This is a genomic window from Bacillus sp. N13C7 (assembly GCF_026790065.1).
Taxonomy (GTDB): domain Bacteria; phylum Bacillota; class Bacilli; order Bacillales; family Bacillaceae; genus Bacillus.
This window is the reverse complement of the sequence record NZ_JALAMO010000007.1, coordinates 164,957-184,692: the sequence shown is the minus strand read 5'-3', so window position 1 is coordinate 184,692 and position 19,736 is coordinate 164,957. Positions and strand designations below refer to the sequence as shown.

General features: G+C 42.6%; 15 protein-coding genes and 1 pseudogene. 5 read left to right on the top strand and 11 right to left on the bottom strand.

Going from position 1 to position 19,736, the window contains the following annotated elements; genetic code table 11:
- Together MOB98_RS09125 and MOB98_RS09120 are read right to left on the bottom strand one after the other, a co-directional pair.
- A partial coding sequence (locus MOB98_RS09125; RefSeq protein ID WP_268367261.1) for a collagen binding domain-containing protein occupies window positions 1-4,428 on the bottom strand: 4,428 nt, incomplete at its 3' end.
- A 321-nt stretch (window positions 4,429-4,749) separates the two neighbouring features.
- On the bottom strand, window positions 4,750-5,826 hold the full coding sequence (locus MOB98_RS09120) for a response regulator (RefSeq protein ID WP_268360223.1): 1,077 nt from the start codon (window positions 5,824-5,826) through the stop codon (window positions 4,750-4,752).
- Window positions 5,827-6,004: 178 nt separating this feature from the next.
- Here MOB98_RS09120 and MOB98_RS09115 point away from each other — a divergent pair.
- Both MOB98_RS09115 and MOB98_RS09110 read left to right on the top strand, forming a co-directional pair.
- Window positions 6,005-7,891, top strand: a pseudogene (locus MOB98_RS09115) (ATP-binding protein); the annotation flags it as partial.
- Between the two features lie 123 nt (window positions 7,892-8,014).
- Entirely contained in the window at window positions 8,015-9,100 is a 1,086-nt protein-coding gene (locus tag MOB98_RS09110) for a response regulator (protein WP_311766045.1), read from the top strand.
- Between the two features lie 70 nt (window positions 9,101-9,170).
- Here MOB98_RS09110 and mscL read toward each other — a convergent pair whose 3' ends face one another.
- Window positions 9,171-9,563: a large conductance mechanosensitive channel protein MscL gene (mscL, locus tag MOB98_RS09105; RefSeq protein WP_268360222.1), complete on the bottom strand. Its 393-nt coding sequence runs from the start codon at window positions 9,561-9,563 to the stop codon at window positions 9,171-9,173.
- Between the two features lie 72 nt (window positions 9,564-9,635).
- Window positions 9,636-10,061: a 3-hydroxyacyl-ACP dehydratase FabZ gene (gene fabZ / locus MOB98_RS09100; protein ID WP_003221796.1), complete on the bottom strand. Its 426-nt coding sequence runs from the start codon at window positions 10,059-10,061 to the stop codon at window positions 9,636-9,638.
- 191 nt (window positions 10,062-10,252) lie between these two features.
- Here fabZ and rapD point away from each other — a divergent pair, with 191 nt between their 5' ends.
- On the top strand, window positions 10,253-11,317 hold the full coding sequence (rapD, locus tag MOB98_RS09095) for an aspartate phosphatase RapD (protein WP_268360221.1): 1,065 nt from the start codon (window positions 10,253-10,255) through the stop codon (window positions 11,315-11,317).
- Window positions 11,318-11,337: 20 nt separating this feature from the next.
- On the opposite strand, the gene flhP is transcribed toward rapD, so the two are convergent.
- The 5 genes from flhP to MOB98_RS09070 all read right to left on the bottom strand — a co-directional run bounded on the left by flhP (window position 11,338) and on the right by MOB98_RS09070 (window position 14,738).
- Window positions 11,338-12,147: a flagellar hook-basal body complex protein FlhP gene (gene flhP / locus MOB98_RS09090; protein WP_268360220.1), complete on the bottom strand. Its 810-nt coding sequence runs from the start codon at window positions 12,145-12,147 to the stop codon at window positions 11,338-11,340.
- 32 nt (window positions 12,148-12,179) lie between these two features.
- Window positions 12,180-12,992, bottom strand: a complete 813-nt coding sequence (gene flhO / locus MOB98_RS09085; protein ID WP_268360219.1) for a flagellar hook-basal body complex protein FlhO — start codon at window positions 12,990-12,992, stop codon at window positions 12,180-12,182.
- A gap of 159 nt (window positions 12,993-13,151) precedes the next feature.
- Window positions 13,152-14,153 (bottom strand): cell shape-determining protein Mbl, encoded by a 1,002-nt coding sequence (gene mbl, locus MOB98_RS09080; protein ID WP_003227776.1) that lies wholly within the window; start codon window positions 14,151-14,153, stop codon window positions 13,152-13,154.
- Between the two features lie 178 nt (window positions 14,154-14,331).
- Window positions 14,332-14,613: a sporulation transcriptional regulator SpoIIID gene (gene spoIIID / locus MOB98_RS09075; RefSeq protein WP_003221804.1), complete on the bottom strand. Its 282-nt coding sequence runs from the start codon at window positions 14,611-14,613 to the stop codon at window positions 14,332-14,334.
- A gap of 14 nt (window positions 14,614-14,627) precedes the next feature.
- Window positions 14,628-14,738 carry a protein usd gene (locus tag MOB98_RS09070; protein ID WP_268360218.1) on the bottom strand — a complete coding sequence of 37 codons (111 nt, stop codon included), beginning with the start codon at window positions 14,736-14,738 and terminating at the stop codon, window positions 14,628-14,630.
- Window positions 14,739-14,960: 222 nt separating this feature from the next.
- On the opposite strand from MOB98_RS09070, the gene MOB98_RS09065 reads away from it, so the two are divergent.
- Complete coding sequence (locus tag MOB98_RS09065; protein ID WP_268360217.1) at window positions 14,961-15,374, top strand: MarR family transcriptional regulator; 414 nt, start codon at window positions 14,961-14,963, stop codon at window positions 15,372-15,374.
- 21 nt (window positions 15,375-15,395) lie between these two features.
- Entirely contained in the window at window positions 15,396-16,586 is a 1,191-nt protein-coding gene (locus tag MOB98_RS09060; RefSeq protein ID WP_268360216.1) for an MFS transporter, read from the top strand.
- An 87-nt stretch (window positions 16,587-16,673) separates the two neighbouring features.
- Here MOB98_RS09060 and MOB98_RS09055 read toward each other — a convergent pair whose 3' ends face one another.
- Together MOB98_RS09055 and pucI are read right to left on the bottom strand one after the other, a co-directional pair.
- Window positions 16,674-18,080, bottom strand: a complete 1,407-nt coding sequence (locus MOB98_RS09055; RefSeq protein WP_268360215.1) for a right-handed parallel beta-helix repeat-containing protein — start codon at window positions 18,078-18,080, stop codon at window positions 16,674-16,676.
- A 100-nt stretch (window positions 18,081-18,180) separates the two neighbouring features.
- Window positions 18,181-19,653 carry an allantoin permease gene (gene pucI, locus MOB98_RS09050; protein ID WP_268360214.1) on the bottom strand — a complete coding sequence of 491 codons (1,473 nt, stop codon included), beginning with the start codon at window positions 19,651-19,653 and terminating at the stop codon, window positions 18,181-18,183.
- Window positions 19,654-19,736 lie beyond the last annotated feature (83 nt).

Sequence of the window (19,736 nt, the reverse complement as noted above, 5' to 3'; positions counted from 1 at the left end):
CGCAAGGCCTGAAGCTGTGACTTTCCCGTTTTTATCTGATGCCAGCTCTTCTTGAACCGTTTTCCCTTCCTTATCGATAATTTTAAAGACGGCTCCTTCAAGCTTCTGGCCATCGCCATCTTCCTTTGTTAACTCAACTGCGCCTTTATCATTTACAGCAATCCCGGCATCTGCGGATTCAGGCTTTCCTGCTGCTGATTCTGAGATCGTAAATTCTTTTTTCTCCGTGTTCAGCACATAGCCGGCTGGCGCTTTCGTTTCAACAAAAGCATAACGTCCCGGCGCAAGGCCCGAAGCCTCTATTTTTCCGTCCTTATCCGAGGTCAGCCCCTCTTGAACAGTATTTCCATCCTGATCGACAATGTTGAATACTGCGCCTTCAAGCTTCTGGCCCTCAGCATTTTCCTTCGTCAGAGAGACTTTTCCTTGGTAGTTGGTCATTGCTCCCAAATTCACATCGGACACTTGATTCTGTTCATTTTTTGCGATGGAGAAGTGAATTGCTTTTGTATTTACGATAAAGCCTGCCGGTGCTTTCGTTTCTGTCAGGCGATAGTAGCCCGCCGGCAAACCGTTCATTTCCACTTTTCCGTTTTTATCTGATTTTATGTCTGTTCGTATGAGAGTATAGGTGCCGTCATTTGACTTTTTCTCCAGCTTGAAAACAGCACCAGCCAAAGGTTTATTTTGTTCATCTTGTTTGATAAGCGTCACCTTGTTCTGTTGATTTACGACTTTGTACAGCGCTCCTGCCTTAGAGGAATTTCTGTCTATCTTAACAGGGACCCCTTTTACATAAGCATCGCTGATCGTATATCCGTCAGGCGCTTTTACTTCTTTTAATACGTAGGAACCGTAGCGGATATTTCCGAATGTAAGCTTCCCGTCAGCATCTGTCGTGCCTGTGCGCAGGAGCTGCTTGGCGTCCTCAGACCATAATTGAAAGTCTGCTCCTTCAAGAGCTTTATCGTCCTCACCTGTTTTAAAGATCGTCAGGCTTCCTTTTTCTCCAGATCCGGAACCGTCGCCGCTTGAAATGGCAACAAAGATCGAGCTGGTGTTTTCCTGAGTCTGCTCTTTCACATTTGTTCCTGAAATGGACACCTTATTTTTAACATGGCCGTTCGTTCCGGCTATGTTAATCAGAGACCGGTATTTGATCACATAGGCACGGTCAATTTGCTTATAGCTGCCTATGAATGTCAGGACAAACGATTGTTCACCGGTTGTATTGTTGGTTTTGATGTCTAACGTGTAATCTTTGTCTTTTTGAAGCTCGACATCGCCCGCGGTCAGATTCCCGCTGCTGTCTTTGACCACACCGTTTTCATCATATTTTGCTTGATATACTTTAAAAGAATCTGCATCTAGTATTTGATTTTCGTCCGGCGTGTCAGTAACTTTTACGTCATCCAGCGTTGATTGGCTGGAGTTGACATTAATGTTCCAATCGATATAGCTTCCATTTTGTTTGCCGCCTTTGAAAACCAGATTTCCTCCGTTCGTAACTGAAACAGATCCCGTCAACGTGCGGTCTGCATAACCGTCATTATAGTATGTTGCCTTGTTTGTGTACTGGTTCTGATCTATGACCTGCCCCTTGAGTGATGTTTTAAACTCAATCAGATATGGTACAGAATCGCCTGTTTTAAGGTGTACCGTCAGAGTCCGTTCATTTTTCTCTGAAGGCTCTTCGACATCATACTTGGAAGGGTCAAGTGCGTCTCCTTCTGTGATGGAGCCGTTTTTATTGATCGTATAGCTCTTAACCACAACGGAACCCGGGACAAATTGCTGAGGGTCTGTTATGGCATCTTTGATATAAGGGTTTTTCGTCGGCTCGCCATTATAATTGACGCCGATTTTCCACGTGATTTCCTTTGAAACCGCGTTGTATGAACCGTTCTTGAATCCATTATTTGTCGTCTGATGATTCGGCGTAAAACCGCTTGATACCTTATTCGTGCGCTCGTTGCCGTTTTGATCAGTCCATGTTGACTGAGCTGTATTCTTGACGCTTTCGTTAGAATAATCAGCATTGAATGTTGTTGTGTAAGTCATCTTAAATTGACTGTTTGTTTTTTTGTAATCCCCGATCAATGCCAAAGTAAAGCCTTGATGGCCGGGTTTTTTTGTCAACGTGTAATCTTTGTCTTTCTGTAATGTCCTGTTGTTTGTTATATCTTGAATTTTGAACGAGTCATCAATCAGAACCAGCCCGCCGCTTTCGAATTGATCATCCAGCGTCCAATTATTCATCTCATAGTTGTTTTTATTAACTGTAATCGTCCAATCAGCCGTCTTTTTCTCATAATCAACATTTGAATACCCTTTGATGAGGTTCTGTTGAATGGCTATTCCAGAAGCTTCTTTTGAATCCCCTGTTCCGGTCACCACGCTGTTGGTGTATGTTGTCGATTTATCAATGATCACGCCGCTGTTGACCTTTGTTTGATATGTGATTTTGTAAGCGCTGGTAATGGTTTTATTAAATTTGACTTCAAATCCGCTTCCATTATCGATCAGCGTATAGTCCTCGCCTTCCTTTAAAGGCGTTCCCGCTTGCTCGCTGCCGTTCTGTCCAAAGGTAATAGGAATAACCTTCAAAGAATCTTTCACAAGATGCAAATCGCCAGTTCCAAAAGAATCTTTAATGCTGGCCTTGGATTGGTCGATCTGTTTCTCACCGTAATTGTATGAAAGAGCCCAGCTGAATGTTTGAGATTCTCCATCATAGCCGGTCGATGATTTCGCGATCATTTTTCCATATTTAGCTGCAACAGTGGCTTCGGCAGAAATGGGTTCCAGGTTGTCTCCGCTGAATGCCGCCTTGTTCGTCAGCGTTAGATTTCCGCCTTCACTCGGCTTCGCACTATTGTCAATGTCAGTTTCGTATACAAGGCGGTAGGCTGAATCAATCGTCCCATCAAATGTGACATTTCCTTTTGAATCAACGCTGTAGCCGGAAGAAACTTCATTTCCTTTGCTGACAGAACCATCAATGTTCACATTGAGTTCATACACTTTAACTGAACGGTAGATTAAGCCCTCTGGAAGGCTTTCCGTGAGTTTGGCATTTTTGACTTGATCCAATTTTTTATTGACATCGACCGTCCATGTTACTTTGCCGGGGTTGATGCCTTTATCCAGCACACCTGATTTATCAATGGTTTTACTTCCATTTGGCTTAAAATAAACCGTTGTTTCAGGAGTATCGGAATTCACAGGGAAAGGAATCTTTTGTGTTGTCGATCCCGTTATTTTTTTCTCGTTGAACTGCGTATTGATAACCAATGTGCCTTTGACATTAGAACTTTCTTTTACCTCGCCGTTAAATGTCATGACCACATGTCCGTTCGTATCAATAGAAAACGTCCCGTAGGTGGTGTCTCCGGCGCTTAACGGCAGGTTCAAAATGTCATTATGCATAATAAATTCTTTAGGTAGATCAAATTCATATTTATCGCCGGCATTGATTGTTTTTCCTAAATCGTCAGGAATGGCCCAATCAATTGAAATTTTCACCGGAGAATTCGTATCGGCGCGATTGCCCTTGTCATATGGTTTTCCGTTTTCGTCCGTCAATGTTACGCCGGTTAAAATAGTTTGCGTGATTTGTTTTTCTTCAGTTTGCAAGCTTTTGAAAGCTGATTGACTTGAGGATGACACTTTTTTTGAATCATCGCTCTTTGGAGAATCACTGCTCTTAGAGTCTGCTGATGGTTTTGGTTCCTCTTCTTTGGGTTCCTTGCTGACTGAAGGTGCAGATTTGTCATTTGGCCCTTTCTGATCTTCCGTATTATCAGAAGAGTCGTTTTTTGGCTCTTCCGCCTCAGCATCTGGTGTTTCATCTTTCTTGATAGGGATGATCACCTGCTGGGTGTTGCCTCCCCCTAGTTGAAAAAGGGCTGCTACTGTATGTTCATCGTCTTTTACATCTGCAGTAAACATGGCTGACAGTGTAATAGTCCCCTTGGCATCAGGAGAATCCGCGGACATGCTATTTAATTTCACCGTCAGAGTGCTGCTGCCCGCTGGCACTTGATAGCTGCCGATGACCTGATCAGCAGATTTGACCTCACCTTTGGCACCTTTATCAAATGTAAAGCTTTTAGGTATCTCCACATGGATATCCTGTTCACTTACTGCTTCTTTATCATGTTTTAATGACCATTCGTATGTCAGTGTCACTTCATCTCCCGGCTTTAATGCCGGTTCGTTTCCTTTTGACCCGTCAACTACCTGTTGATTGACGTCTTTGACCGTCACTGAATCGAAGAATTGGCTGTCGCTTGACGATACACCCACAGCCTCCGCTGTAAGAGTATAGCTGGCAATCTGGCTGAAAAAGAATAAGATGGCCAGACTGATGATCATAACGATCCGCCCGCTTTTTTTCAGCCCTGAGGGAAAGCTCCTCGTTCTCAACTTTTCATTCCTCCCTTTTCATATCTATTTTTCACTTGCCGATTGATCCGCGAGACCGAAACTCAAGTCTCATCCCAAAAAAATAACTGTTCATGCCGAATGAGTGTAACAACTAAGATTTGCCATCCGAACCAAACTACATTGTATGAAATGGAACTATACAAATTCTGTACAACTAAAAACGGACTGAATAGGAGATATAAAGTTTCAAACGGAGACTCATGGAGAGGGCCTGCCCTGAAGATGACATGTACAAAAAGAAAACCAGTGTGCATTGATAGGGCACACTGGCTGGAAACGGCTTTTTGCTATGAACATTTTTTAATTAATCTGATCCTTTATTTGTTTGTAGCGCTGATATTCTTTTATCGCCTCTTCTATCTTCCCGTTTTTGTTAAATAGCTTCAGCTTGAATTGCATAATTTTATGATCGAAAGGCTCAATTTTCTCGGCCTGCAGGCAAATGTCCATCGCTTGATGATCGTTCCTTTCACAAATGAGAAAATCGATCAGTTCATAAGCCTTTCCAAGCCAAAGCTGGGCAAGACGTGTCTTTTCCGGTTCTGCCCACAGATAGCCGTGCTCCGTCAGGTAATGATTTTGATAGGACATGAACATATCCATGTGCAGATGTAATGTAGCTGTATTGAGCGGGGGCGCCTCTTTTAGTGACTGTTCCCAGTCCACAACATCAATTTTTGCCCCTGAGAGCCGAAGAATATATCCTGCGTCGGTCTTCTCGATTGTTTGGCTGAAAGGGATCTGGCTGAGTAATTTCCGTATCTGATATATGGTAGAGTAGAGTTGGGTGCTTGCTTTTGAGACATCATAATGAGGCCAAAAAAGATCGATTAATGAGTCTTTACTGACTACACGCCCTTGATTATGAAGTAAAAAGGTGTATATTTCGCGCGCTTTAGATGTTCTCCATTTGACGGGAATGTTTGTTTTGGCACCTTTTAAGATCTGATGAAACTGCAGGTTTCCAAAACATTGGATCAAATAACGCGCCTCGGTATTTTCCACAGATGCTCTAAGCATGTTATTCGTTCTGATTCGCTCAACAGTTGTCTCGAGCCGCTTGTAAATAACAGGCTTTAGCAAATAATCGATAGCATTCAGCTCAAACGCCTTGATAGCAAACTCATTATAGGCCGTGATGAAAACGACTTGGATGTCCTCATTCATCGATTGAATCGCTTCAGCAAGTTCAATGCCATTTACCCCCGGCATTTCAATATCAAGAAACACCGCATCTACAGCAGCAACCCCAGGATGATCCAGAGCTTCAATCGGATCTTGATACGCCGTAATCGATTGAAAGACGTTTGTCCGTTCAAGCATATTTTTTAAGTGAAGCAATGCCAGGTGCTCATCATCAACAATTAACGCTTTCACAAAACATCCCACCCTATATGCAAAATCGAGATATTAGTAAATAACTTCTATTATATCATGCCAAATAGCCCCATTAATTGGATTCTTTTTCTTTCTATTGTAGCTTTTAAAAGTTTGCATTTACAATATTTATAAAAAATAGGAATCTAAAATGATCCTATTATAAAGGAGCATTGGTATGAAAGAAAAATTCATTTTCATTTCGATTATTTTCGGTTATGCCGCATTCTTTATGGCTTTTATAGCCATTGATCATTTCTCTGGATCAACACTTCCTGCAGCAAAGCATGGGGTCATGAACTTGGAGAACTGGGATTTTCAGAAGAATGGGAATGTACAGCTGAACGGAAAGTGGACATTATATCCAAATCAGATTTTGTCGCCAAAAGAGATTGTTATATCAAAAGGAAAAGATCCCCTCTTCGTTGATGTCCCCAGCAATGTGAAGCTGGCCAAGCAAGGCATCAACGTGGATTACGGAACGTACAAGCTGACGATCAGATCAAAGCTAGATAATCAGGTTTTCGGGATCAGCACGTCGTTTATTTACAGTGCAAATCGCATCTATTTTAACGGACAACTCATAGGGCAAAGCGGCAGCCCTTCAAATAAACCTGATTTTTCAGCACAAAACAGGCCGTATACGAGCTTTTTTTCGCTTCACAAGGGTGATAATGAAATTGTCGTGCAATTTTCGAACTTCGGAAAAACGCCGGGGTGGGGAATCGCAAAGCCGATTACCTTTGGAACCCAGGACCAAATAGTGCGGGAAAACAAAATTTCCTTTCTTAATGATTCAATTATGATTACAGCTTTTTTCATTACCGGATTATATTTTCTTGGCTTTTTCATGCAAAGAAAAAAGGATAAACATTTGCTGTTTTTTTCTGTTATGTGCCTTCTGTTTTCATTCATTATACTGATGATCGGAAAAGAGCGGATTATATTTCTCCTCTTTCCGTCCATTTCATTTTCATTGCTAAATTCAATGAGGGCAATCTCAACTGTGTTTGTCAGCATTGCTGTTTTTCTCTATCTCTATTTTGCTTACAAAGAGATTGTGTCAAAACGTTTTATTCTTATAGCCACCGTTTCTTCCGGGCTGGTCTTGATCATAGATTTTTTAACCGTGGGGTTTATCGGCCATTCCTCATACATATTACATTCTGTGCTAGCCGTTTCGACCCTGGTTTATATTACATATATTTTTACGATTGCAGCGATCCGCAAAATGGAGGGAAGCCTGTATCTGACAATCGCTTCTATATCAATGAGTGCTTTTGTCATTTTAACGACCATCTCCGCTTACAGCGGAAAAACGGCTTTTTCCTTTAATTCGATCTACTCCTTGCCAACAGTCATTGCGTTGTTAGCAGTTGTTCTTCTAATGGCACAGCAATTTGCCGGTGCATTCCGCGAAAATGAAGTGCTGTCGTGGAAACTACTCAGGGTTGACCGGCTGAAGGATGAGTTTATAGCGAAAACATCGCATGAATTTAAAACACCTCTGAACAGCATTATTAATATATGCCAAACGTTGCTGGCCGGCAAAGGAAAAAGAACGATAGAAGAAGAGAAAGAAAACATGCAGCTTGTGATCCGCATGGGCTACAGGCTGTCCAATCTGGTGAATGACATCCTGGATTTAGAAAAAATAAAGCAAGGCTTGCTTCAGATTCATCCGGTGCCTGTTGATATTTATACTTTAGTTTGTTCTGAAATGAATTTCTATAATCTCTTATCGAGACATAAAAACTTAAATATTATGAATCACATTCCAGACGACCTTCCTTTAGTGCTCACAGATGAAAACCGCTTCCGCCAAATATTAACCAACTTAGTAGACAATGCAATCAAGTATACAGCGGAGGGCCAAATCACACTTTCTGCTTCAAAACTGAACGATACCATGATCAAGGTGACAGTTACGGATACCGGAAGCGGCATTTCCGAAGCCGATCGCCAAACCATCTTTGAGTCTTTTCAGCAAGCAGAAACGAATAAAGACGACGGAGCCGGTCTTGGCCTCAGTATTGTCAAACAGCTGGTCCAGCTTCAAAACGGAGACATTTGGGTCGAATCAGAAGAGGGAAAAGGGTCGGCATTTCATTTCACTTTGCCAATTGTCCATCATGAATCCGTGCCTGAAAATAATACAAGTCTTCCAGAATTACAATCCGGGCTAGAGATGACCGGTATCTCTTTAAGCACGCCCTATTACTCTGAGAAAATTGACGCTCCAACCATTCTGATTGTCGATGATAACATTGACAGTTTAAAAATTTTAAGCGATATGCTTGAAGGCGTGCCCTACAATGTAATTGCTGCAAAAAACGGAAAGGAAGCATTAGAAGTGGTTTCTTGCACAAAGCTTGATTTGGTGATTCTGGACTTGATGATGCCGGATATGACTGGTTTCGAAGTCTGTACGAGAATTCGTGAACGATTCAGTATGGTTGATCTTCCGGTTCTAATCATTACAGCAGCCATTATCGGCCACGACAAATACAAGGCTTTTCATGCCGGAGCGAATGACATCTTGCAAAAACCTTATCATTACTCTGAATTTATGGCGCGTATCAAAAACCTGATTATGATGAAGCATACAGCAAATCAAGCCACAAGAATGGAGATGGCTTTTCTCCAGTCGCAAATTAAGCCTCATTTTCTTTACAACGTATTAAATACAATCATTTCTCTCAGTCATTTGGATATTGAAAAAGCGCGGGAGATAACGGCTGAATTTACCAACTATTTAAGAATGAGTTTTGATTTCCAAAATACATCAGCCATCAGTTCATTCAGAAACGAGCTTTCTATTATCAGTTCCTATCTCTCCATAGAAAAGACGCGCTTCGGCGACCGGCTGGACATTCTTTTCGATATAGACAAAGACATTGACTTCATCCTTCCGCCTTTAATGATTCAGCCATTGGTGGAGAATGCCGTTCATCATGGCGTCAGCAAGAAAAGGGGCGGAGGATGGATCAAGCTGACAGTTAAAAAACAAAGCGGGAATGAGTATTACATTAGAGTAGAAGATAACGGCGTCGGTATGCCTCCGGAAAAACGAGAAGATCTCCTATCTTCCGATTTCGATCGCAGCGTCGGATTAAAAAATATCAACCAGCGGCTGAAACATTTTTGCGGAAGCGAATTGGAGATCAGCAGCACCCCAGATGCCGGCACCTCTGTTTCGATGCTTATTCATCTTGCTGAAACAATAGAAAGCCCCGAAACATTAAACGAAGCGAAGGGCCCGGAACTGACCTAAAAGACAACTCTATATGCGTATCCCTTCCAAACATAAAAGAAGACCGCCGTTCTAAACGGCAGTCTTTTTTTTATTCCGGCGATCTTGTTTGCTGCTTCAGCAGGTCTCTGATTTCTTTCAGCAGCTCCTCTTGCGCATCCAGCGCTTCCTCCGCCGCCTCTTCTTCTGCTTCTTTTTTGCGCCTTAACCCATTCAAAGTCCGAATGACGATAAAAATGGAGAACGATATAATTAAGAAATTCACAATCGTCTGTATAAAGCTGCCATACTTCACTACAGCATCGCCAAACGTAAAAGACAAACCTGAAAAATTAAGCCCGCCAAGCAGCAAACCCACCAAAGGCATGATGATATCATTTACCAGAGATGTGACGATCTTGCCGAATGCGCCGCCTATTACAACACCAATCGCAAGATCTACAATATTTCCCCGCATGGCAAAGGCTTTAAATTCTTTCCACATTCAATCACCCGCATTTCTATGTTTGTAAGAAAAAAAAGACAAATGGCCTGTTGCCCATTTGCCTTTTTTCTTTTATTCTCCGAGAGCAAAAGTCAGTTCGACTTCACAAACGACTTCGCCATCGACTGTGGCTACCCCTTTTCCGCGCCCGATTGTACCTCGCGCACGAATAATTTCAACCTCAAGGTGAAGCTGATCACCAGGCTTGACTTGTTTTTTAAACCGGCAATTATCAATGCCTGCAAAAAACGCCAATCTGCCACGGTTTTCTTCTTTAATCAGCATCGCAACAGCCCCGACTTGAGCAAGCGCTTCTACAATTAATACGCCGGGCATGACCGGATACTGTGGAAAATGTCCGTTAAAGAACTCTTCATTAGCAGTTACATTTTTATAGCCTTTTGCCCGTTTGCCCTCTTCAACTTCCGTAATCCGGTCTACAAGCAAAAACGGATAACGGTGAGGGATAATTTCTTTAATTTGCTGAGTATCAAGCATTCTCTTGACATCTCCTTTATCTGCATTAGTATGTATAGCAATCATTAAAGATCGAATCTGTACATTTGAAAAGTATATTATGAATTAATCCCTTTTTCAACCGCGCTAAAATGTAACCAACTGTCAATGAGAGCCGTCAAAAGTTATGATATGATAATTATAGATTTTACCAATAGCAAAGAGGTAGGAAAATGATTTCGAAGTTTATTGAAAAAAGGATGCAAAACATGTTAGACGAGTGGTATTCCGCAATGAGCAAACGCAAAATGAATCACGTTTGCACACTGAAAGAGAAAATTGACCAGCACCTTCCGAAGCTCAAAAAGAATACAAAACTTTGGATGCGTTATCAATTGTTTCAGGCCCGTCATCAGCTGCTTTTTGAGAATCAGGACGGACTTGACTCCTTGTTCGATGATCTGTACGGTCTGGAAGACAAAATGGATGATGAATTGAAATATTATCTGTATTTTTTCTCAGGATTATATGAAATGGTAAAAACAGCTCCGAAACATGCAGTAAATCATTTTAAAAAAGCTGAACAGTACCTTTCCGCCATTGAAAATACGTTTGAAGCCGCGGATTTATATTATCAAACCGCCGGCGCCTATTACTTGATGAAATCACCGCCGCTTTCCATCCAATACGTCAATAAAGCATTACACATCTATTTACATCAATTCGGCTATATAAAAAAGGTGATCACCTGCAAGCTGCTGCTCGCCGTTAATTATATTGATCAAGAACACTATGAAAAAGCTGAACAGCTTTTCAAAGAAATCATTAAGAAAACCCAGCAATTACATGACGAAAACCTGCTTTGCCACGCTTACTATAATCTCGGCTTTTTAAAAGCAACCGAAAAAAAAGACCAGGAAGCGCTTCTTTACTTTAAAAAAGTATTAAAGAATCAAGAATTTGAAACGAATTCACCAGTCTCGTATCTGCATTGTGTGTATGAATCTGTCAGAGCGCTTTTTAAAACAGGAAAGATCACAGAAGCAAAAGCCGTCCTGCAAAAAGGGAAAGAATTATCTGAAAAGGTAGACATTCAAACGATTTACTTAAAATTAAAAACACTTGAAGCGCTCTACACCTCAGCGGAAGACCCCTATGAGCAGCTGCTCGAATATGTGCTTGAATTAGAAAAAATCGAGGCGTGGGTGGATTTAGAAGTGCTGTTAGAAGATATCACGGAATACTACAAAAAAAAGGACGATTTCGAAAAAGCCGCATTTTTTATCATGCGCGGCTGATTGAAAACGCCCCTTTCTTATTATCTGATTGAATTGATTAAACCGAGCATTTGATCCCCCATTGTAATCGTTCTGCTGTTCAGCTGATATGAACGCTGGGACGTGATCAAATCTGTCATTTGTTCTGAAATATCGACATTGGACATTTCAAGAGAGCCCTGCTGCATGCCGATGTTCTGTCTATTCGCGCCATTCAGCTCTTCAAAAGCTGCGGCATTATCAATAGAGAAAAGGTTATTCCCTTCAGATTTCAGCGCTTGAGGGTTATTGACTTGGACAACGCCAAGATTAAACCGCTGAACCGCGTTACCGTCAGATGCGGTTAATGTGCCGTTTTTATTAATGGTGATATTCTTCATTGAGCTGTCAATGGTCACTGTATTACCGTACTCATCAAGCACTGGATATCCATCCCCAGTGACGAGCTGAAGCTGGTTGGCATTCGCAGCTGACGGTGTTACATACAGCGCTCCGTCCCTCGTGTACTGGCGGTTTCCGTTTACGTTCACCTGAAGATATTGGTATGGAGACGTAAATGCGATATCCAAATCGCGATCCGTCTTCTGAATGCTTCCTTGATCAGACACAAGCCGTGAATTCATCATCGCTCCGACGCCAAGACGCAGGCCGGGCGGCGTTTGTCTGGCTTTTGCCACTTCCTCGTTTTTTTCATCAACCTGATCGAATTGCTGTCTGACAAGCTCAGAAAAATTCGTATCTTTTGCCTTATAGCCGGTTGTGTTGCTGTTTGAAAGATTGCTGCTGATTGTGTCAATCTGCTGCTGCAGCTGGTTTAAGGTTGTTGATGCCGTAAGCATTGACCTGAGCATAGTTGATGTCCCCCGTTTTTTCTTCCGTTATCTTAGATTTTTCCGATTTCATTGGCTGCTTTATCCATACTTTTATCGTAAGCCTGAATAACCTTCTGATTGGCCTCAAACGATCTGTATGCTTCAGTCATTTCTGTATAGGCGCTTGTTACGTCCACATTTGAAAGCTCAGAGACGCCTTGTTTTAATGAGTAGGATACCTGGTTATTTCCTGCTGCGCTTGGCAGATCATTGCCGTCCGCCGTGCTGTACAAATTATTTCCGTCCCTCTTCAGATTTCGGACATCCTCCGCCATTCTGACATCAATCTGGCCGGCTGTCCGTCCGTTCGTTGTCACAGTACCGTTTTCAGACACAGTAAAATGTTCATTATCAACAGTAATTGGCTGGCCATCAGTCGATAAAATTGGATTTCCGTTGATCGTCAGTTGATTATTCTCGTTTAGTGAAAACGTGCTGCTTTTTGAATAACGGATTCCGTCCGCTGTTTGAACCGGATAAAAAAGAGCCGCGTTTTCATTGGTTTCCTTATGAACCGGAACTTGATTTTCGACCAATGTGATGTCTGTAGGCTGATCTGTGGACTTCAAGCTTCCCTGTGTGAAAAGGGGCTTAAGCTCCTGCATATACACACCGGTATTTACGGAACCGATTTCTGTCCTCGATGTTCCGGCCGGAGATTTTGATTCTATTCGGCTTAGCAGCATCTCAGGGAACGCGCGCATAGAGCCTTGATCCGCTTTATATCCGGATGTATTTGCGTTTGCAATGTTATTCGAAAGCATTTCCGTTCTCCGCTGCTGGGCGATCATTGCGGATGTTGCTGTATATAATCCTTTTAACAAATTTCCCACCTCTAAAATGGCATTTTTTCCAGTTGTCATCTAGGAACGTTCGTTCTATAATAAAAATCAGTATTTTATCCTATTATCGTCATTTAACAGCTATTCGTGAAGGCTTTTCATAAAAAAACCCCATTCTTTTTCAGAATGAGGTTAGTCAAATCAGCTTAGTTTGCGTTTAGGAAGCTTGTCCATATTATCAAGCATGACACCTGTGCCGATGGCTACGCAATCCATAGGATTTTCAGCGACGAGGACCGGTACCTTCAGCTCTTCAGCAAGCAGCTGGTCAAGGCCGTTTAAGAGTGCGCCTCCGCCTGTAATAATAACGCCGCGGTCAATAATGTCAGCGGAAAGTTCAGGCGGTGTTCTTTCAAGCACTTGTTTCGCGGCCTGCACAATTACAGCGACAGATTCACGAAGGGCCTCTTCAACTTCTTTACTGTTTACCGTAATTGTTCTTGGAAGACCGGAAACCATGTCCCGTCCGCGAATGGAAATTTCCTCGTGACGCGCGTCTGGGAAAACTGTTGCGACTTTAATCTTAATGTCTTCCGCGGTACGTTCGCCGATCAGCAGCTTGTACTCGCGTTTGATGTAATTTAAGATTTCCATGTCAAACTTGTCCCCAGCCATTTTAATAGAAGAGGAGGTGACAATATCGCCCATTGAAATGACCGCGATATCCGTCGTCCCGCCTCCGATGTCTACAACCATGTTACCGCTTGGCTGGAATATTTCCATACCCGCGCCGATAGCGGCAACTTTAGGTTCTTCTTCAAGGTATACATGTTTACCGCCGCTTTTTTCAGCAGCCTCTTTGATTGCTTTTTGCTCAACGGATGTAATATTCGTCGGGCAGCAAATGAGCATGCGCGGTTTTGAGAACAGGCCTTTTACATTCAGCTTGTTAATAAAATGCTTGAGCATTGCTTCTGTTACTTCAAAGTCAGCAATAACGCCATCTTTCAGCGGGCGAATCGCAACAATATTCCCAGGTGTACGTCCAACCATTCTTCTTGCCTCTTCGCCAACCGCCAGCACTTTGCCGCTGTTTTTATCAAGTGCAACTACGGAAGGTTCATTCAGAACAATTCCTTTACCTTTAACATGGATCAGTACATTTGCAGTACCGAGGTCAATACCAATATCCCTTGCAAACATCTATTTATATCCTCCTTGAAAATCTGTTTCACAGTAAATATCCACATTGTGCCCTAATTATATATATTATCATAAAATATAGAAAAAAAGTTGGAAGCACATTAAGTTCTTTACAAATTTTTGCGGATGTTTTATGAACGATTTCAAGAAGTCAATGCCAGCTGATGGCAGCAGGTGATTACGATTGCTGCACAGGCTCTCCTTCGAGAATTTCATCTTTTTTATATTTGAGTTTTGTCGCTTCTCCTCCTCTTAAATGCCTGATGGATTTATGATAATCGAGTATTTCCTTCACTTCGTTTGCCAAGTCAGGATTAATTTCAGGCAGACGCTCTGTTAAATCCTTGTGTACTGTACTTTTGGAAACACCAAATTCCTTCGCAATCACACGAACGGTTTTCTTTGTCTCCACGATGTACTTCCCTATCTTGATTGTTCGCTCTTTGATGTAATCGTGCACACCACTCGACCTCCCTAAAATGGATGTGAGAAGTGTGAAATGAGATCCGTATTCTGTAAAGAGTCGTTCATTATGCCGCTTCTTCGTTGTATGGTTTTATAAGTAGGTTTGTGAAATATGCCCACGATCCCTCACCTCAAACACTCTCTTTGTTAGGTTTGTAACAGTGTATTAGCATTCTTTTGGGAATATGCTAAAAACTCAATAAGGACAAGGGGTGAAACGAACTTTTTCAGCTTCGGAAACTATTTCGTATCACTAAATTTTTATCTTTACATCCATTCAGCGCTCCTGTAAAATAAAAAAAGCAATTAGTTACTTAGGTAAGTTTTTAGAAGGAGACCGAAATGACCTACGTCAACAGACACCTCATTCATCAAATCAACCAAAGCGCCCGCCTGATTGCCAAGAAAGCTAATGAACAGCTCGAGCCATTCGGCCTTTATTCATCTCAATGGTCAGTTTTATATTGTTTGCGTACGATCGGACCAATGACTCAAAAAGAGATTTGGTCCTATTTAAATGTGGAAGCGCCGACTGTCACACGGACGATCAAACGCCTGGAGGAAAACGGCTGGGTACAGAGACGGCAAGGTGAAGACAAACGGGAAAAACTTGTTGTCCTCACAAAAGAAGCAGAGAAAAAATACGAAGAAATCAATGTGAAAATGCTGAAATTCGAGGAAGAACTGCTTGCAGATTTCCAGGATGAAGATAAGAAAGCTTTTTCTCATTTATTCAGCATGTTTTTACAACAATGAAAATAAGGAAGTGACATACATTTGAAAAAATCGGATGCCATATGGACCAAAGATTTTATAATGGTCCTGCTTGTCAATTTATTTGTGTTTGTGTTCTTTTATACATTTTTAACTGTACTGCCGATTTATACGCTTCAAGAGCTTGGCGGCACAGAATCACAAGGCGGGCTTTTAATCAGCCTGTTTCTTCTGTCAGCGATCATTACACGGCCTTTTTCCGGAGCCATCGTTGAGCGTTTCGGGAAGAAAAGAATGGCGATTGTCTCAATGGCGTTGTTCGCCCTTTCCTCTTTTCTGTATATGCCGATTCATAATTTATACTTATTGCTCGGCTTGCGGTTCTTCCAAGGGATTTGGTTCAGTATTTTAACAACTGTTACAGGTGCCATTGCAGCGGACATCATTCCGGCCAAACGCCGCGGTGAAGGGCTTGGATACTTTGCCATGTCTATGAACCTAGCCATGGCAATCGGGCCTTTTCTTGGGCTGAACTTGATGAAGGTCGTCAACTTTTCTGTATTCTTTACAGCCTTTGCGCTGTTTATGGTTGCAGGCTTGCTTGTTTCGTTCTTCATAAAGGTGCCCCAAAACAAAGACAGCGGCACGACTGTATTCCGTTTTTCGTTCTCGGATATGTTTGAAAAAGGCGCACTGAAGATTGCGACGGTCGGTTTATTTATTTCGTTCTGTTATTCAACTGTCACTGCGTATTTGTCTGTATTCGCAAAATCAGTTGATCTTTCAAATATCAGCGGATATTTCTTTGTTTGCTTTGCGGTGACAATGATGGTTGCGCGCCCATTCACAGGGAAATTGTTCGACAAAGTCGGACCTGGCATCGTCATTTATCCATCCATCTTGATTTTCTCAGTGGGGCTCTGCATGCTGTCCTTCACACATAGCGGCTTCATGCTGCTGCTTTCAGGCGCGGTTATCGGCCTCGGATACGGATCAATCGTGCCTTGTATGCAAACATTGGCGATCCAGAAATCTCCGGCGCACCGCTCAGGTTTTGCAACGGCAACGTTCTTTACCTTCTTTGACAGCGGAATTGCTGTAGGGTCATATGTGTTCGGATTGTTTGTAGCATCTGCCGGCTTCTCAGCCATTTATTTATCAGCGGGGCTGTTCGTTCTGATTGCTCTGCTTCTCTACGCATGGAGCCAGAAAAAGCCTGCGGAGGCAGAAGGAAAAGTGTCTATTGCAGAATAACTCATTGACTGCCGGAATTATCCGGCAGTCTATTTTTATATAAAAACGGCGTCCTGTTCCGCAGAACGGAAGAGAACGCCGCTTATGTTATTGAATGACCGGCCGCGCAGGAGAATTCGGATCTAACGTAAAGTCATAGGACTCTTCATCACGATACATCGGATCTGCATAAATGGATTGCTGATCATTATTTGTCGCTTTTCGATAGGATGCAAACGAATCGTATTCATTCTTTTCCCACATCCAAATGCCGTCTTGATCCGCTTCCTTATGGTATACGTTATGATTGACCGTATTACCTTCGTTTTCTGTAAAGTCGTTTCCGATGAATAACCTGGAATCACTGGCCGTCAATATATTCTTTTCAATTGTGTTATTTCTTGTATCATACTGCAGCAACAGCTGTCCGCCATACAGCCCCTTTGTGTCATTCCGGTATATAATATTGTGTGCAATCAGAGAATGACTGGTGCCGCCCCGTTTTTTATCGTATCCTCCGATTGAAATACCAGTGTAAGCATTGTTGTACACTTTGTTGTCTGTTATCTGAATAGCATTTGCATATTTCCCTTTGTGTTCAGACGTTGCTTCAATCCCAATATCGTTATCGTAAACTTTGTTTTTCTTAATCTCGATGTTGTGTCCCCCATCGACATAAATTCCGCCCGCAGAGTAATCATCTCCATAAGCAGGATTTCCATAAGTCGAGTTTTGATAAACCGTATTGTTTTCAACGGCTCCGTTTCGCACGTAATCGTTTTTATCCGCGGTTCCCTCATATCCAATAAGATCGATCCCAATGTTGTTATTGTTACGGACCACATTGCCCGCAATGGTGAAGCCGTCAATATTTCCGTTTAGCACAACCGCTTCACTCGCGCCAAGCGTCAGTTTCTCAACCGTATTGTCCTCAATATGAATGTCTTTCATGCTGCCAGTCCCATAGACTGCGATTCCGTGTGCATTTCCTTCATCTGCTGTTGTCTTAATGTCGCGGACATGATTGTTCTTAATGGCAATATGGCTGCTGGAGCCTGACACATAAATCCCCATAGCGGTTGCTTCCTCAGATGAAACAGTTAGATCCTGAATCGTTAAACCGCTGATGGTGATGTTATGTTTATCGTGAATATGAATAAGCGGTGTTTCATAATCTGCATCCGCAACGGATTCTCCGCTGACCACGACTTTTTCATTTTCATAGTTTCTGAATGTAATAGGCTTTTCGTCCGTACCGCTGTGCTTTACCTCAAAGGTTTCATGATACGTGCCTCCCCGAATCATGACAGTTGTGCCGGCGTCAGCCTCCTCTGAAGCATGTCCCAGTGTACGAAATGGCTTTTCTTTCGTTCCATCATTTTGATCACTGCCATTTGGCGAAACATAGATGAAGTTCCCTTGCTCTTCCTCATTTGCTCTTGTCTTGTCAAAAACAAAAGCGAGGATAACAGACGTCAACACACCTGCCAGAAGAATAAAATACCATTTTCTCATATTCGATTCCCATTTCGTTTTAGAATAAATGTCTAAAACAATTATAATGCATTTTTGGTAAACCGTTTCAAAAAAATGAAAATATAGCGTGAACTACATCTTACTCAGCCTGGCGGACCTGTGCAGGTTCAACCGATTCAATCGCCGATGATGCCGGCGGGTGAACACGCATCAGAACAATATAGAAAAGAAATGAAATCAGCACACCAACAAACCAGGAAATATCATATAAGCTTTTCAATGCTGGAACATACATGCCAATCAGCGAGATCAGCGCACCCAAAACCGTGGCTGCGAATGCACGGTAATTGTAGCCTTTACAATACACATACCGCCCTGTTTCGGAATAGAGGTCATCTACCGAGAGCTCCCGTTTGCGAATGATAAAATAATCAGCCATCATCACGCCTGCCACAGGACCAAGCATGCCGCCGATTAAACCGAGAAACGCATATACACTTGTCGCACTTTCCATCAGCTTCCACGGAATCGTAAATAAAGCGAGCAACGCAGTGATAAAACTGCCGCGTTTGAAATTAATATATTTCGGCAGAGCATTCGCTATATCATAAGCAGGCGATACAATATTTGCGGCGACGTTTACAGAGATCGTGGCGATACAGAGCGTAATCACGGACAATACAATGACGTAAGGGTTATCAAACCTGGCCAAAATATCGACCACATCCCAAATCGGCTCACCGAAAGCGACCTGCGAACCAGAGGTCACTGTAATACTGGCAAACGCAAACAGCGCGAAGGTTCCCGGCAAACCGTAAAATTGCCCTTTGATTTGCTCTTTTTGTGTTTCAGCAAACCGGGTGAAATCAGGGATATTCAAGATCAATGTCGCCCAGATGCCAATGATGCCGGTAACTCCGGCAGCAAACGGCCAGAACGTTTCTGAAAATGTATGGAACTTTCCTGGCTGAGAGTAAATAGGTCCCAATCCTCCGGCGATATCGACAGCCCACCATACCATGCCGCCAAATACCAGATACACTAAAGGCCCTGCCCACACCTCAAAACGTTTAATCGACTCCATGCCGTGATGCAATACGAGTAAATGAATGGCCCAAAAGAATACAAAAGATAGCAAACCAGACAAGTGAATGCCGAGAATGTTCCACTCGCCGCCAATTTCTCCCCAGCCCGGCCACATATTCAAAAGCAAAATGTTCAGCGCGGTGCTGCCCGCAAAGGTCTGGATGCCCAGCCACATGATTGCTGTAAACGCCCTTAGAAGCGCGGGGATATTCGCGCCGTATATTCCGTAAGAAGCCCTGATGATCACTGGAAACGGCAGCCCGTATTTTGTCCCTGCATGGCCGTTTAAAGCCAAAGCGCCAAACAAGATAAGCGATGCCGTAATAATGATCGCCAGCACCTGCCAAGGCGAAAGGCCGATCGCAATTAGTCCGCCCACCGTCGCATAGGTCGGGATATTATGAATACATCCCATCCAAATGGAGGCAAAGTTTATTGCTTTCCACGTTCGTTTTTCCTGTCCCAAAGGCAGCAGATCTTCATTGCTCAGTCTGTTGGACTGATGCTGGCTCTCTTTTAATATCATAGCCGGCTCCCCTTTCTATATTGTCTATATGCCATCATACGTTATGTTTTATGACATTAGATGTCACTTAATATAACTGAAAA

Coding starts and splice junctions, on each gene's coding strand:
- mscL (WP_268360222.1), bottom strand. CDS start 9,563: ATGTGGAAAGAATTTAAAGCCTTTGCCATGCGGGGAAATATTGTAGAT.
- MOB98_RS09110 (WP_311766045.1), top strand. CDS start 8,015: ATGACCGGTATCTCTTTAAGCACGCCCTATTACTCTGAGAAAATTGAC.
- pucI (WP_268360214.1), bottom strand. CDS start 19,653: ATGATATTAAAAGAGAGCCAGCATCAGTCCAACAGACTGAGCAATGAA.
- fabZ (WP_003221796.1), bottom strand. CDS start 10,061: ATGCTTGATACTCAGCAAATTAAAGAAATTATCCCTCACCGTTATCCG.
- mbl (WP_003227776.1), bottom strand. CDS start 14,153: ATGTTTGCAAGGGATATTGGTATTGACCTCGGTACTGCAAATGTACTG.
- rapD (WP_268360221.1), top strand. CDS start 10,253: ATGATTTCGAAGTTTATTGAAAAAAGGATGCAAAACATGTTAGACGAG.
- MOB98_RS09055 (WP_268360215.1), bottom strand. CDS start 18,080: ATGAGAAAATGGTATTTTATTCTTCTGGCAGGTGTGTTGACGTCTGTT.
- MOB98_RS09065 (WP_268360217.1), top strand. CDS start 14,961: ATGACCTACGTCAACAGACACCTCATTCATCAAATCAACCAAAGCGCC.
- flhP (WP_268360220.1), bottom strand. CDS start 12,147: ATGCTCAGGTCAATGCTTACGGCATCAACAACCTTAAACCAGCTGCAG.